The sequence below is a fragment of the Photobacterium satsumensis genome (genome assembly GCF_050336935.1).
GTDB classification, from domain to species: Bacteria; Pseudomonadota; Gammaproteobacteria; order Enterobacterales; family Vibrionaceae; genus Photobacterium; species Photobacterium satsumensis.
This window is the reverse complement of sequence record NZ_JAKJSK010000010.1, coordinates 65,710-80,716: the sequence shown is the minus strand read 5'-3', so window position 1 is coordinate 80,716 and position 15,007 is coordinate 65,710. Positions and strand designations below refer to the sequence as shown.

16 protein-coding genes and 1 riboswitch are annotated in these 15,007 nt (G+C 46.5%); of the genes, 11 read left to right on the top strand and 5 right to left on the bottom strand.

The features are described 5' to 3' along the window. From eutS to hutW, 5 genes are all read right to left on the bottom strand, one after another. Positions 1-351, bottom strand: coding sequence for an ethanolamine utilization microcompartment protein EutS (gene eutS, locus L4D79_RS20380; protein ID WP_428653771.1), 351 nt, complete (start codon positions 349-351; stop codon positions 1-3). Between the two features lie 437 nt (positions 352-788). Then, the gene (locus L4D79_RS20375) at positions 789-1,184 is read right to left on the bottom strand and encodes a hypothetical protein (RefSeq protein ID WP_428653769.1); all 396 of its coding nucleotides are present in this window, start codon (positions 1,182-1,184) and stop codon (positions 789-791) included. A 195-nt stretch (positions 1,185-1,379) separates the two neighbouring features. Next, the gene (gene hutZ, locus L4D79_RS20370) at positions 1,380-1,937 is read right to left on the bottom strand and encodes a heme utilization protein HutZ (RefSeq protein WP_428653767.1); all 558 of its coding nucleotides are present in this window, start codon (positions 1,935-1,937) and stop codon (positions 1,380-1,382) included. A gap of 54 nt (positions 1,938-1,991) precedes the next feature. After that, positions 1,992-2,510, bottom strand: coding sequence for a heme utilization cystosolic carrier protein HutX (gene hutX, locus L4D79_RS20365; protein ID WP_428653765.1), 519 nt, complete (start codon positions 2,508-2,510; stop codon positions 1,992-1,994). 58 nt (positions 2,511-2,568) lie between these two features. Next, complete coding sequence (hutW, locus tag L4D79_RS20360) at positions 2,569-3,954, bottom strand: heme anaerobic degradation radical SAM methyltransferase ChuW/HutW (protein ID WP_428653763.1); 1,386 nt, start codon at positions 3,952-3,954, stop codon at positions 2,569-2,571. A 394-nt stretch (positions 3,955-4,348) separates the two neighbouring features. Between hutW and L4D79_RS20355 the strand changes: the two genes are divergently transcribed. From L4D79_RS20355 to lpdA, 11 genes are all read left to right on the top strand, one after another. Further along, on the top strand, positions 4,349-5,104 hold the full coding sequence (locus L4D79_RS20355; protein WP_428653761.1) for an energy transducer TonB: 756 nt from the start codon (positions 4,349-4,351) through the stop codon (positions 5,102-5,104). A 19-nt stretch (positions 5,105-5,123) separates the two neighbouring features. Continuing rightward, a complete protein-coding gene (locus L4D79_RS20350) occupies positions 5,124-5,807 on the top strand; it encodes a MotA/TolQ/ExbB proton channel family protein (RefSeq protein ID WP_428653759.1) in 684 nt (227 codons plus the stop codon). Beyond that, the gene (locus L4D79_RS20345; protein ID WP_428653757.1) at positions 5,804-6,226 is read left to right on the top strand and encodes an ExbD/TolR family protein; all 423 of its coding nucleotides are present in this window, start codon (positions 5,804-5,806) and stop codon (positions 6,224-6,226) included. The genes L4D79_RS20350 and L4D79_RS20345 overlap by 4 nt, the downstream gene beginning before the upstream one ends. Continuing rightward, a complete protein-coding gene (locus L4D79_RS20340) occupies positions 6,223-7,059 on the top strand; it encodes a heme/hemin ABC transporter substrate-binding protein (RefSeq protein ID WP_428653754.1) in 837 nt (278 codons plus the stop codon). The genes L4D79_RS20345 and L4D79_RS20340 overlap by 4 nt, the downstream gene beginning before the upstream one ends. A 33-nt stretch (positions 7,060-7,092) precedes the next feature. Further along, positions 7,093-8,130, top strand: coding sequence for a FecCD family ABC transporter permease (locus tag L4D79_RS20335; protein WP_428654097.1), 1,038 nt, complete (start codon positions 7,093-7,095; stop codon positions 8,128-8,130). After that, a complete protein-coding gene (locus L4D79_RS20330) occupies positions 8,127-8,948 on the top strand; it encodes a heme ABC transporter ATP-binding protein (protein ID WP_428653752.1) in 822 nt (273 codons plus the stop codon). Before L4D79_RS20335 ends, L4D79_RS20330 begins: the two co-directional genes overlap by 4 nt. Positions 8,949-9,356: 408 nt before the next feature. Continuing rightward, on the top strand, positions 9,357-10,364 hold the full coding sequence (locus L4D79_RS20325) for a substrate-binding domain-containing protein (protein ID WP_428653750.1): 1,008 nt from the start codon (positions 9,357-9,359) through the stop codon (positions 10,362-10,364). Between the two features lie 200 nt (positions 10,365-10,564). Beyond that, positions 10,565-10,670, top strand: a riboswitch (cyclic di-GMP riboswitch). Between the two features lie 124 nt (positions 10,671-10,794). After that, a complete protein-coding gene (locus L4D79_RS20320; RefSeq protein ID WP_428653748.1) occupies positions 10,795-11,385 on the top strand; it encodes a TfoX/Sxy family DNA transformation protein in 591 nt (196 codons plus the stop codon). A gap of 219 nt (positions 11,386-11,604) precedes the next feature. Beyond that, positions 11,605-11,997 carry a hypothetical protein gene (locus tag L4D79_RS20315; RefSeq protein ID WP_428653746.1) on the top strand — a complete coding sequence of 131 codons (393 nt, stop codon included), beginning with the start codon at positions 11,605-11,607 and terminating at the stop codon, positions 11,995-11,997. Positions 11,998-12,136: 139 nt separating this feature from the next. Next, positions 12,137-12,724: a carboxymuconolactone decarboxylase family protein gene (locus L4D79_RS20310; RefSeq protein WP_428653744.1), complete on the top strand. Its 588-nt coding sequence runs from the start codon at positions 12,137-12,139 to the stop codon at positions 12,722-12,724. Positions 12,725-12,736: 12 nt separating this feature from the next. Beyond that, positions 12,737-15,004, top strand: a complete 2,268-nt coding sequence (gene lpdA / locus L4D79_RS20305) for a dihydrolipoyl dehydrogenase (protein ID WP_428653742.1) — start codon at positions 12,737-12,739, stop codon at positions 15,002-15,004. Positions 15,005-15,007 lie beyond the last annotated feature (3 nt).

Below are 15,007 nucleotides of genomic sequence, written 5' to 3'. Positions count from 1 at the left end.
CTATGTCCTAGTTATTTCACAAGTGTTATAAGACAGCGCAGTATTAAGCACAGATATAACTGTCTTTAATGCTTCATCAACCGATGCAACACTACCTGTAATAACTAAAGCTCCAGAAAACCGATCAAGAAATCCGATATTTACGTTTGCTGACTTAGTTGCGATATCCCCAGCAATAATAGACGTCTCGCCTGGCGTTAACGTTAAAATCCCTATCGCTCCTTTACTTTCAACGCCTACTCGCTCGCATAATTCTTCAGTTGGATTGGCAACTAAGTGAGCAAGTGTTACCTGCTTACCCGGAACAAACTCTTGAATAATTCGCTCTTTACCAGATGATAGATCTAACATTAGTGGATACTTAGTATAAAAACACTAAATCAATCTACACCTATGCTTTCTGCTTTTATGAAATGTATGTCACACAATTATTTTTTACTTTTATTAATTATTAAAGTTATAGATAAAGTATGACCGCAATCACTAAATAGAATAATTAAACATTTTAATTACCTTTAAAATAAACAATTAAAACAAACATGGACAACCAAAGGCTTTATTATATTTAACTATCTAGCAACAGCAGGTAATGATTCATTTTAAATATAGCTATCAAAATGATAGTTATATTTAAAATATAATTGGATGAGAAAAACCTATCGACACGATTAATTTTATAAATGAAAGTAGAAACAGGAATAAATAAAAAAAGCCGGTGCATAAACACCGGCTTTCAACAATATAACAACGTCTGTTTATAGCAACACCAAGCAATGCTTGGTGTAAACCTATAGCTCCATCGGCTGATTCGCTTTAAGCAACTTCATGCCTTGGATATGCTGGATAAACCACTTCACAATAGCCAGTACAGCAATGATAAGACCGATAACAGGAATGACCTGCAAGATCTTGTGCAGAAACGGGCTATAGACCCAATATTCAGCTCCAGCAAGCATCCCAGTCGTCGTCGCAGCCGTTACACCCAGCACGACGAAAAAGGTGAAGAAGTAAAAGAAGGTACGAATGATGGTGTAATAGTGGCTATAGCTCAGCTCATCAGTGCCCTTGTTCAGCTTATAAGCTGAGTAGATAACGGCAACAATGCCTGAAATCATCAAAGTCAGCGGGGTTAGGAAGCTAGCGATATATGCAAATCGCACTTCGCGTCTTGGATCAGTAGACATGACTTTATCCGTTGATAATTGTGTTTAACCTAATTATCACACGTATTTTTGCGCTATCAAGTTTGAACGTTGAAGACGCTGATCACGATCAAGCCTATCCGCTATAGTCTGTTATAGTCACTTAAAATAACAGTACAAATAAAACAGCCTAGGTGAGCGTCCTAGGCTGTTGTAAGGTAATACTTTTTTAAAAAGTTACAGCTCTTCTGTTGGCTGGGTGACTTCGCTGCCGTCTTTGATACGGCGGTGGCCTTCTTGTAGATGTACAAAATCCACTAAATCATCACCACTCACTTGGAAAGCCTGACCAAAGCCCTTAACGAACAGGCCTTGAGTTGGTTCAAAACGGAACATTTTAAAATCTTCCAAGCCGCTAAGGCCATCGATAATTTCACCGAAACGTTCTTTTAGCTGTTCAACCGCTGCGTGCCACTTCTTCGTTTCGCGTTCGACCACGACAACTTGGGCTTCAAACGTTAAACGCTTGCGCGCATAGATGGTTTTCGATGAAGCTTCATCTTCAATCATCATCAACGAAACCTGAGGGTTTTCCAGCAGGTTCCGAGCATGCTTGGCAATCTGGCTGATCAGTACATAGTAGCCGTCATCAAGTAACGCAAACGGTGCGTAGCTCACATTTGGCTTACCGTCCGCATCCACAGTTGCCAACTGAATCGTCTGGCAAGATTGACGGAACTCTTTGATTTCTGGACCTAGGCGGCTTTGAAGGCGCTCTTGCTTTACAGCATTCATTCTGACTTTCTCCGGTATTATACCCAAGCTACTTGAGGTAACTTGGGGATATTGTTATTTGAATTTTGTTTTAAGTGCTTGGAATTTTTCAATCTGCTCTGGGAACAGCTGACGTTTCTTATCGCGACCTAGGTAGACCTTGAATACACACTCGCCGCCCTCGGCAAAGAAACCAATGAAGTAGCTTTCCTGCCCCATGAAAGGCTTACTAACCAAACCGATATCAGTCACAAGATCTAAGCGAAGGTGACCATGAAGTTCACCGTCTTTACCCATTAGATTGTAGTATCCACGGGCTTCTTTACCTTTCGGGAAAGGAGCTTTTACTTCGAAAATAGAGGCCATAGAGTGGACGATCGTCGTCACCGGTCCCCATGTTGGCAGATCTTCTAAAATCGCTTTTGCGTGCTCACCTGACATGGCAACCACCAACTCTTCAGGAAAAGCCATAACCACTTCACCTTCGGTAACACCGAGGGATTCTGCAATCGCCATAGCGTGAAGTTTAGGATCTGCGGAAAGTTGTTCAGCCACTTGGCCTTTTAGCGCTTCAAATGAAATCTTCTCAAACACAATTCTTCTCCAGGTACATCAATGTACAGGTCTTCTAATAGGTTATATTTTAATTCTGTTATGCGGTGACTTGCGTCATCGCATGTTGTTGCAAAACTTGAATCATTGACTGTGCCAAGGTCACAGACCAGAACGTCCCAGCTAACGTCAATGATAGATATTGGCCTTCCAGCTTCACCAAACCATTCTTTTGCCATGCTTCAAACAAGGGTTGGCATAGTCCAAAGATATCCTGGCTAAACTTTTGCTCGAAATCTTTTGCAGACAAGAAACCACGGTCAAAACTCGCTTTGATCTCAGCGTGAAGTGCAGCCTGAGGGCCAGACTTAGTCATCATAGCTAGCGGAAGCTGCTCTGCTTTTATCGCCTCGATATAAGCGTCTAAAGTTTTGTGCTGCATAAAGCCAAAGCCACCGACGTTACCACCTGCCCCCGCGCCTAAAGGCAAGACTTCAGCAGATGTCTTTGCAAGGCTGTTGTAAATGCTGCGCTCTCGGTTATCGCGAGCCCAATGGTTGCCACTTAATCGGCGTAAGTGGTGCTTTGCCATAAAGTTTACGCCATATTCGAACATTGAGGCTTTAGTCGGCGTATCTGCCGGCTCAGGAAGGCGGCCTTGCTCTATCATGCCTTTCATCGGTGTGCCGCCCATCTCAATCAGCTGATAGAGATCAACACCATGTGCGCCGCTGTCCAGGAAGTCAGCCAAATCTTGCTGCCACACTTTCATATCTTGATAAGGCAGACCGAACAGTAAATCGATAACAATCGGCGCGGCATTGGTGGCGCTAAGAGCTTGAATTCGCTCTAGCACAGGCTCGCGATCATCAAGGCGCTTAGCTTTGCGGCGAACCGTTGTGTCAAAACTCTGGACACCAAACGAAAAACGGTTAAAGCCACCTTCTAGTGCGCCTTCGAACATACGGTCATCGAAACGGTTGATGCGGCCTTCTAAGGTAATTTCACAGTCTGTGGTCAATGGGAAGTGAGCTTTCACCATTTTACCCAAACGCGTCACTTGTTCAGCCGTTAGGTCAGTTGGCGTCCCTCCACCGACATACACGGCCCGAAAAGGTGCAGCCTGGGTCCAAGGCATAGCGGCTTTAGCTTTCAGTTCGACCATCAACGCATCGAAATAGTCATCAATGAGTGACTGGCTAGATGCATACTGAAAGAAATTACAATATGTGCAACGGACACGACAGAATGGAATGTGAATGTAAAGGCAACGGCTGTTAGGGCTTTCCGGGGCAGTGGATAGCGCTTTAAGCGCCAAATCCTGGCGCTCTTCCTCAGCAACCATTGACGACATACCACCCGCATGCGCAGAACGCTTATTGGCAAAGGCATATCGAAGTGGATCGGGCGTATGTTTTCCTACTACCCCTTCGGTCAGTAGTTCCGGCGCCAACACTGCAGATTGTAAGGCTTGTTCTTCAATCATCTACTTCTCGTCGAGCTAGTTTCCTAGCCCCTCCTCAACAGGCTAAGCCTGCCTGTATTCCTCACTAGATCAACAGTACTTTGCTGTCACGTTCTAGTACCACGTTGAGCAATCGATATACCCAAGTGACTTCATTCAACTTGCAGTGACTTAGGTATTACTACTTCCTTAGGGCTTTGCCCTAATTACTAAAGTGGAATGATAACCACTCTTATTTGCAGGCAATCATAAGCACCCCTAAATAATATTGCAAATGATAATTGATATTATTTCGATTACGTGGATAATGAGAACTATTCTTGATTCCAAGAACTAAGTGACAGATTGCTGTTTAAGCGATTTTTCAATAGTAACAAACACATAAAGCATTATTTTGCATGGCCGGAGTGGAACAGTGAACGCAAAGAGATATGCCATAGCAGGTGTGGTATCAGTACTTGCCCACAGCCTATTACTTTCAGCTATACCTAACAAAATGGTGATGGCCATGCCGGTTGGCACAGAGTCAACCAAGGTCTCGCTAAACCTCGTTTCAGCACCGACGCCTCAGCCGACTGAACCTGTTGCAGCCGAGCCGCCCCCTCCAGCACCTGTAAAAGCCCCTAGAAAGGTCGTTAAAGAAGAAACAGCCGTGAAAAAGCTGGTTAAGAAAAAGCAACCAGAACCTAAACCTGAGGCAAAGAAGGTCAACAAGCCGACTCCGAAAAAAAATATTGAGAAAAAGGCCGAACAAAAAGTCGCAAAAAAAGCTGACCCCGTTATAAGGCCAGTTGAAGCCATCAAGCCAAAGCCAGCCGAAGAGATCACTAAAGCCGCTGAACCAGCACCGTCAGTTCAATCGCAAGCGGCATCAGGGGTAAACAGCGAGCCTCAACTCGTCACCAAACCAACGTTTGCAACTCGCCCAAGTCCAGTCAAATACCCTCGCATTGCCAAGCGCCGTGGGATTGAGGGTCAAGTATTGGTTGAAATCTGGATTGATGAATCAGGCAAGCAAGTAAAGCAAAACCTGGTTAAATCATCCGGCACAGAGATCCTTGACGAGGCCGCAATAGCAGCAATTAAACGCTGGCGTTTTTCATCTCATATTGTTGATGGTCAAGCCATTGCCCATCGCGTACAAGTTCCTGTCCGATTTAAGTTGGACTAGCATTTAATTGGATTCACTCATGGAAATGTTTCACTCCCTACAAAATCAATTTGGCCTGATGACGGCACCTTTGCTGATCTGTTCAGCATTAACATTAATGATCCTTCTCGAACGCAGCATTCAGGTGTTGTTATGCACCGGCGTTGGCAGAGGCAAGATTGATGCACTGCTGGCAAAACAAAGCCGGGCCGACGAAGCTGGGCTTGACCAATTGGCATCAGCATTAAAAAGCCAGCGCCCTTTGCTGTTCAAAGGGGTATCCATGCTTATTTCTCACCGCCATTTTTCCAAAGCCTTACGGGAAGATGCCGCTGGGATTTGGCTTCAGCAAAAACGCTCTCAACTACGTTCTGGTTTACGACTGCTCAGCCTTATTGGCGTGATCAGCCCGCTTCTTGGCCTACTGGGTACCGTTCTCGGCCTCATTGACATGTTCAAAGGCATTGCAATGAGTTCTGGCGCTGTCACACCGAATGATCTTGCTGATGGTCTTGGTCTGGCCATGCGTACAACCGCAGCCGGTCTAATCATTGCTCTGCCAGCGATTACCGGTTCCCAGTTGCTAGGTCTCTGGGCTGATAAAGTGACAGCAAAACTCGAGCATAGTCTGAACCACTGTAATCTTTGGCTTGAAGGCCTGTCTCTTGACCCCAACTGCCAACCTAAAGGTGAAAATACCGACAATGCGCAGGCGACATCATGATCCGAACCCACCAAGGCGTAGCCGGCGATGATGATCTCAAACCTGATCTAACACCGCTACTCGATATCATTTTTATTGTCATGGTATTTCTTCTCCTGACTGCCAGCGTCAAGCTGCAATCTTTGGATGTCGAGCTACCACAGACAGAAACACAGGCACTACAAGAAACAGAATCTGATCCTATTACCGTCAACATTACCTCTATTGAGCCTTACTGGGCATTACAAGGGGCAGAAATTGACAGTTGGGATGCGTTCAAGACTGCACTTCTAAAAGAAGTAAAAGCCAACCCTGACAAGCCTGTCGTCATCGGTGCTGACAAGGCTGGCTCGGTCGAAAACATGCTAAAACTCCTCGCTTTTCTTCAACAGAATGAAATCAAAGCGACACAGTTATTAATGGAAGAGGATAAATCATGAAGCGTTTTGCTCTGGCTACCGCGTTACTTCTCGCTGCAAACTCATCATACGCCAGTGAGCGCATCATCAGTGCAGGGGCAGCCATTACTGAGCTCATCAATGCGATGGGGGCACAAGAACAACTCGTTGCCGTTGACGTCACCAGTCAATCACTGGTGAGTGATGATATGCCAGTATTGGGCTACCACCGCCAACTCTCAGCAGAGAGCTTGATAGCACTTAATCCTACCCGACTGCTTGGTTCGAATGAAATGGGACCGAAAACCACCCTGGATCTCATTCAACAAGCCGGTATCGAGGTTGATGTAGTCAATTCAGGTGAAACTGTCGATGATCTTCTCGCCCGTATAAAACAAGTCGGCGAGCTGACTCAGACAGAAGAAGAAGCCCGTGTACTTCAGTTACAAGTACAGAAAAAGGTCGATTCTATTAGCCAAACCCTCGCCCAGCAAACCGAAAAGAAAAAGGTCTTGTTCCTGATGATCCACGAAGGCCGTCCGGCGAATGTTGCAGGCCGCAATACAACAGCAGATAGCGTGATCCGCCTAGCGGGTGCCATCAACCCTGCGGCTGGTGCCGTTGAGTCCTACAAGCCGATTTCTCTTGAAGCCATGGTTGAAATGCAGCCTGATATTATCCTGCTGAGCTCACGTACCCTCAGCCAGATTGGCTCTGCTGAGGACCTACTAAAAACCATGCCTTTGCTCGCTGCAACGCCAGCAGGACAAAACCAAGCGGTTGTCACCATTGATGGCACCGCGCTTATTGGGGGGCTCGGCCTGAAAAGCCTGAGTGAAGCAGAGCGTCTCAACCAAGTGTTTTACAACCAATAACGGTTAGCCGTTCATTTAAGCAGTTTATCTATGATGCAGTTACAACGAATCCCCGGCAATATTGTTTTCCCTGTCGGTATCACTTTACTGGTATTGGCTGTCACATCATCCATCGCAGTCGGCCCGATGAATATCAGCTTTTTTGATAGTTTCAAAGCGCTGTTGCCATTGCCTTTTGATTTGCCAGCCCATATCGAAATTGTTATTCACCAGATCCGCCTACCCCGGACACTACTGGGTATGGCAATTGGTGCAATTTTGGCGCTTTGCGGCGCAGTCATGCAGGGACTGTTTCGAAACCCGCTCGCCGATCCCGGCATCATTGGTGTATCCGGCGGTGCTAGCCTCGGGGCTGCGCTGTCAATTGTAATCTTCGCGCCGTTAGCTGCCAGTTTTCCATTGTTGCTGACATTGGGCACCGTACCTGTTTTCGCTTTTATCGGCGGCGCAGTCAGCACCTTCTTGGTGTATAAGCTTGGCACAGACAAAAATGGTACCTCCGTGACCATCATGTTGCTGGCAGGTGTCGCAATCGGTGCCCTTTCCGGCGCGGCGTTAGGACTAATGAACTACTATGCCGACGATCAGGCGCTACGTGACCTGTCGCTATGGACCATGGGCTCCTTGGCTGGCGCAACCTGGCCGGGAATTGGTCTTGCCTACATCACGCTACTTGCTCTGTTGTTCTCCTTTGATCGCAATGCAAATGCCCTTAATGCATTCTTGTTGGGTGAAGCTGAGGCAAAACACCTTGGTGTTAACGTTCAACGCCTGAAACGCATGCTGATTTTGCTCTGTGCCGCTGGTGTCGGTATTGCCGTCTCTCTAACGGGGGTTATCGGCTTTGTCGGGCTTATCGTTCCGCACATCGGACGTATGATTTCAGGACCGAACCATAAATCCCTACTGCCACTATCAGCCTTGCTTGGTGCTCTTATCTTGCTAGTGGCCGATATGCTTGCCCGCGTCGTTGCTGCGCCCGCTGAGCTGCCTGTCGGTATTATTACTGCCCTGCTCGGAGCACCATTCTTTATTTATCTCCTGATCAAGCAAAAAGGCAGACTGTCATGAGCCAGCAAACGAACGCAACGCAACCACGGGGCGCTAACAATGACATTGCCATTGAAGCGCGAAACTTATCTCTCAGTCTTGGTGGAAAAACGCTGCTGGATGATTTCTCACTGCAGATAAAACGCGGCCAATTGACCGCTCTGCTAGGCCCTAACGGTGCGGGTAAGAGTACCTTGTTGAAGGTAATGTGCGGTGAAGTAGAAGCAGAGGGTGAAGTCAATATTTTCGACTACCCTCGTCAAGACTGGCCGGCATCCCAACTGGCCAAACACCTTGGTGTTCTTCCGCAGCACAGTTCACTGACTTTTGCCTTCACTGCCCAAGAAGTCGTTGAGCTGGGTGCTCTACCACTCGAGCTTCCCAATGCACAAGCACAGCAAGTTGCCCATGAAAAAATGGCAATGGTTGGTGTGACCGATCTTGCTCCCCGCCTCTATCCAACCATGTCAGGTGGTGAGAAGCAGCGGGTACACTTTGCTAGAGTATTGACCCAGCTGAGCAAGGCCGGTGAAAACTGCATCTTGATGTTGGATGAGCCGACGTCGGCCCTTGATCTGGCCCACCAGCACAATGCCTTAATTGTGGCTAAACAAATGGCACAGGCGGGTGCCGCCGTGATTATCGTTATTCATGACCTTAATCTCGCGGCTCAGTATGCAGACCGTCTGGTCATCATTAATCACGGTAAAATCCAGGCGGACGGTACCCCAAAACACGCTTTGACCGCAGAAATAATTGAATCAGTCTATGGTTGGCCGGTATGTATCACCCAACACCCTGTTGATGGCTATCCCATCGTGTTAGCGTCTGCGGCTTAGTCCGTTACATGGCTAACTAGCAAGCAACCTGCTGAATTTATTCAATATACAGTACTTTAAAACAGGGCCAATTTTTGGCCCTGTTGTCTTTTCGGCAAGCAAAATAGCGTAGATAACTCACGAAATTTGCAATTTGAGATAACAAACATTGCACTCTCGGCCACACTAAGTAAAATGTGAACGCAAGCGATTAAACAATGCAACACGTGCGATATGGCATGTTACGTATACAGCATAATTAAAGAAACGAAGCCGCCCATTCGTGATGCGGCCTTTTGTCGTTTCTGCTGATTGTACCCAACAGAACAATGAACTACTCGTAGAGTTGATGGTGAACTAGTTTATTGTTCTGTTGAGTAAAGTATTAATTTACAAGGTTCTCTGACCTTTATTATTAGAAGAATAACTATGGCAACGATTAAAGATGTTGCACGTATGGCTGGTGTATCGACAACCACCGTCTCTCACGTGATTAACAAAACGCGCTTCGTCGCAGAAGCAACCCAAAAGAAAGTACTGGCTGCGGTTGAAGACTTGAATTATGCGCCGAGCGCCGTAGCGCGAAGTCTGAAGTGCAACACCACAAAAACCATCGGTATGTTGGTAACCAAGTCTACCAACCCGTTCTTTGCCGAAGTCGTGCACGGGGTTGAAGAGTTCTGCTACGGTGCGGGTTATACCCTGATTTTGTGTAATACCGAGGGTAACCTTACAAAACAGCGTGACTACCTACGCATGCTGGCCGAAAAGCGAGTCGATGGCCTGCTAGTGATGTGCTCCGACCTTGACGAACAGCTATTGGAATTGCTTGAGCGCCAGAAAGACACCCCTATGGTGATCATGGACTGGGGCCCAGAGAGCCCGCATACCGATCAAATTCAAGATAACGCTAAGCTTGGCGGATATGTTGCCACTAAGTTCTTTATTGAACACGGCCATAAAGCCATTGGTTGCCTTACTGGCCATAGCGAAAAAACCGCATGCCGTGAACGCCTACAGGGTTTCCGCAAAGCCATGGGTGAAGCGGATTTGAACGTCAATGAAGATTGGATCCTTGAGGGTGACTTCGAGTGTGAATCCGCTGTTGCTGCTGCTGAGAAATTTATCGCGATGGAAGAGCGCCCTACCGCGATTTTCTGTTTCAACGATATCATGGCAATGGCAATGATCAGTACCTTCCAACAAGCAGGTATTAACGTGCCGGAAGATATTTCGATCATCGGTTATGACAACATCGATTTGGCACCGTATTTCTCACCGCCATTAACAACGATTCACCAACCGAAGCGTCGCTTAGGCAAGAGTGCGGTAGAAATCCTAATGCACCGTGTGAAAGACAAAGAGCACGCCACTCAGGTCTTCGAAATGGTACCTGAATTGGTGATCCGTAACTCGGTAAAAAACTTAACTAAGTAGCCGGCAGCGTTTACTTTTCTAGAATTCAAACGGAGGCCTTCGCCTCCGTTTTTTATTTCGATGGGCTCGCACAACACCAATCATTTTGAGACAAAAACATTCATCCTTAATCGAAAGAATACGGCAATTTGTGGAATCAACATCACATTTCCAAAGTTGCGATCAAGTTCAAAAATATCATCTGAGATATTCTTAAATTGTCACGAACAAGGCAAACCTATCGAAAGGTAGGGACGCAAAGCTTCCGGCCTAAGAGTCGTCTAGTTCTAGTTAACTCAGTCAACTTATGGTAGCGGGGTTGCCGATGGATATAGCAACTAGTGTCAGGAAACTCTTACTTTTCCCTGACAGTGTAATGTATTGATATTTGCTATTCTTGAATCCTCGCTCTGTTGTTAGGTGACCCACGAAATTTTCACCGAGAAGAAGCATGGACAAACCAATTTTAAAAGAATCTTTACGCCTATTTAGTTGTTTCGATAACGTTAAATCTCGTTCAATGTTTGGCGGCTTTGGGGTTTTCGCGGGTGAAACAATGTTTGCACTCGTGGTAAATGACAAACTTCACCTTCGCGCCAACGCAAAAAACGAACAAGAATTTAAAAAGGCAGGGCTTAAGCCATACATATATAAAAAGCGAGGCTTTCCAGTTGTAACAAAACATTACGCCATTCCAGAAGAATGGTGGAATGAGGATGGGAAAATTATCGAACAAGCGACTCGCTCTCTCGATGCCGCTAAAGTTGATAAAGAAACCAAAGAGAAAGCATCACCAGATCGAATAAAAGACCTACCTAACCTTCGTCTAGCAAATGAAAGAATGCTTAAGAAGGCGGGAATTTGTTCTGTTGACGAGTTATTGGAGGCTGGTTCCATCAATGCCTTCAAAGCATTACAAGATACTCATCAAGGCACGGTCAGTATTGATTTGTTGTGGGCCCTTGAAGGAGCAATAAGCGGTCAGCACTGGTCGGTTATTCCCAAAGATCGCCGCTCAGAATTGCTAGCAAAATTAAGCTAGCACAACAAATCTCATATATAAAAAGAGATCGTTAAGATCTCTTTTTTGTATTTATTGCATCAATGATACGTGTCAATAATCAACCATTCTAGTGACAGCTTTTTGTCAATTTTTGTGAAAAATTGAATCGTCTCACAATGCTGTTTATAAATCACTCAACACCCTTTTATTGCAAGCTGACACAAGTAAAATAAGCTCAAGTTAACTCCGGGGGTACTTATGAACTGTTCCAAACCTTTTCCAGGACAAAGTGATCAAATGTTCAAGGATAAGTTTGGCAAGTGGCCACGAATTATGCGCCTACTTGTTTTGTTCAGCCTGCTTCCTCCCCTCGTTGCTTTTATTCTTGTAGAGAATGGCATCACGACTTATCAATCACTTCACTCCTTGTTGGTATCCATTGCCAGTCTAAACGCCATCCTCTTGTTCTGGGGGCTATTGTTAAAAATCAGAGCACGCAAATATTGGTACCGCAATTATCACATTGGTAAAACCATGCTCCTGGCCTTCATTCCTCTGACAGCATGCGGCTATATCGTGGTAACAGAGCTCTCATCCAGCAAGGTTATCACTCAAACCACACCCCAAGTTGTTCAAATATCCGTCAACTAAATACTATTTCTGCAATTCAATGAAATTAATTGCTTTCTAGTAGGGTCTTTGTCTCATAACTATCTGATAATTTCGGTAATAATTACTGCCGCCATCCAGATAGGCTCACAGTAGCATATTAAAGAGACAAGGGGTCATCGTGCGCATTTCCGCCAAAGAAAACTACTCGCTATTCATCAAGCCACTACTATGGCTACAAAAACGCCACTACGGCAAGGTTCTCAACCCTGCAAAACTATGGGGACGTCGCCCGGCCCTGTTTTGGCTCGTGGCCGGCTTCTTCGGCTATTTGGATCGCCGCTCTTCCCCACTAAGCCCGGTTATACGCTCTTTAGTATGCGTCAGGGTATCGCAGTTGAATGACTGTGCTTTCTGTGTTGATGCCAATGGCATGAAGCTCGCCGAGCGCTGTGACTCAGTCGAAAAAATCAAAGCACTTTCCAACTGGCAACAGAGTGATCTTTTTGATGCACAAGAACGCGCGGTACTGAGCTATACGGAAGCGATGACGATTACCGGTCAGCGCATCACAGATGAAATGCTCACAACGCTAAAACAGTGGCTTGATGAAGATGCTATTGTTGATCTAACTGCTTTGGTTGCGTTTCAAAACCTATCGGCAAAATTTAACACTGCACTAGATGTACCAAAGCAAGACTTCTGTTCACTGCCAATACAACCTGGTGAACAACAATCTACTGATGCCCCGACAAGCACGGATAAATAACAGGAGCTAACCATGGATAGAAAAAAACTGCTGGTGATCAGTATTGTTGTTTCCTTGATTGCGGTTTGGTTCGCATTCGATCTGGGTCAGTACTTTACCCTTGAACAAGCTAAAGCACAGCAGCTAGCTTTGACAGACACCATCCACGCTAAGCCATTTTTATCTAGCATGGTCTACTTTGTCCTGTACATCGTTGTCACGGCGCTATCGTTACCGGGTGCCGCGATTATGACTTTGCTGGGTGCCGCGCTGTTCGGGTTCTGGTGGAGCTTATTGCTGATTTCTTTTGCCAGTACTATCGGGGCGACCCTTGCTTTCTTGTTCAGCCGTTATGTCTTGCGCGATTGGGTGCAGGCTAAATTCGGACACCGCCTGTCAGCCATTAATCGCGGGGTAGAGAAAGATGGCGCCTTTTATCTATTTACTCTCCGCCTGATCCCGGTGTTCCCGTTTTTTCTCATCAACTTACTGATGGGTCTAACGCCTATCTCAACACGCATGTTCTATCTTGTCAGTCAATTGGGCATGCTCGCCGGCACTGCGGTCTACATTAATGCAGGTACCCAGCTTGGTCAGATTGACAGCCTGAGCGGTATTATTTCAGCGCCGGTGCTTGTTTCGCTGGCATTACTGGGTATTTTCCCGCTGATTGCTAAAACAGTCATGCAAATAGTTAACAAGCGCCGTGTCTATGCTCAATGGGAAAAGCCAACTCACTTTGATCAAAACATGGTTGTGATTGGTGCAGGTGCCGGTGGTTTGGTCAGCGCTTACATTGGCGCTGCCGTAAAAGCTAAAGTCATGCTTATCGAGCGCCATAAAATGGGAGGTGACTGCCTCAATACCGGTTGTGTCCCTTCCAAGGCGATTATCCGCGCAGCCCATACCATGGCTGAAATCACCCGTGCCAGCGAGTTTGGTATTGAAACCAGTAAAGCCAAAGTCGATTTTGCCAAGGTGATGCAACGTGTTCATAACGTAATTGGTAAAATCGAACCCCATGACAGCGTCGAGCGGTACAGCAAACTGGGCGTTAACTGTATCTCGGGTGAAGCGACTATTCTCTCGCCTTGGGAAGTCGAAGTGAACGGTGAACGTATCACGACCCGTAATATCGTGATTGCCACTGGTGCTCGCCCGCTGGTACCGGGTATCCCTGGTTTGGATACGGTTAACTACCTAACATCAGATTCTATTTGGTCTTTGACTGAACAACCTCAGCGCCTACTGGTATTGGGTGGTGGCCCGATTGGCTGTGAATTGGCGCAAAGCTTCCAGCGACTTGGTAGTGATGTCACCTTAGTTGAAATGGCTGATCAACTCTTAATCCGTGAAGACAGTGATGCTGCAATACTGGTTAAATCAAGCCTTGAAAAAGATGGCGTAAACATTAAAACTGGCCATAAAGCGGTTAAGTTTGAACGCCAAACCGACGAAAACGGCCAACAACATCAACGTGTCCAACTCGAAACTGCTGAAGGTCAATCACTGACTATTGAGTTCGATGCCGTAATGCTAGCGCTTGGCCGTGTCGCCAATGTGCAGGGTTTCGGTCTTGAAAAACTGGGGATCACCACCTCAGAACGCGGAACCGTTGAAGTCAATGAATACCTACAGACCAAATACCCCAATATCTTTGCTGTCGGTGATGTCGCAGGCCCCTTCCAGTTAACCCATGCAGCAGCCCACCAAGCTTGGTATGCCGCCGTAAATGGCCTCTTTGGCCAGTTTAAGAAATTCAAAGCCGATTACTCGGTGCTCCCAGCGGCAACCTATACGTCACCAGAGGTGGCCCGTGTCGGTATCAATGAGAAAGAAGCCAAGCAACAAGGTATTGATTTTGATATTGTTACCTATGGGATTGACGATTTGGATCGTGCTATTACCGATGGCGAGGATCATGGTTTTATCAAGGTGATCACGCCTAAAGGGAAAGACAAGATCCTTGGCGCAACGGTAGTTGGTAACAATGCGGGGGAATTACTCGCCGAGTTTACGCTGGCGATGCGGCATGGCTTGGGACTCAACAAAATCCTGGGGACTGTCCACCCTTACCCAACCATGAGCGAAGCGGCTAAATACACCGCCGGTGCCTGGAAGCAAGCCAACGCACCGCAAGGACTACTGACTCTGGTTGAGAAGTACCATCGCTGGATGCGCAAAGATGAGCAAACAGCAACCGACCAGCAAGATGAGCGCACAACACCAGCCAGTGTTCAAATAGACACTGTTGAAACACCACCAAAGCGTAACAATGAAGGTGCGCTGAGCGAAAAATAGGGA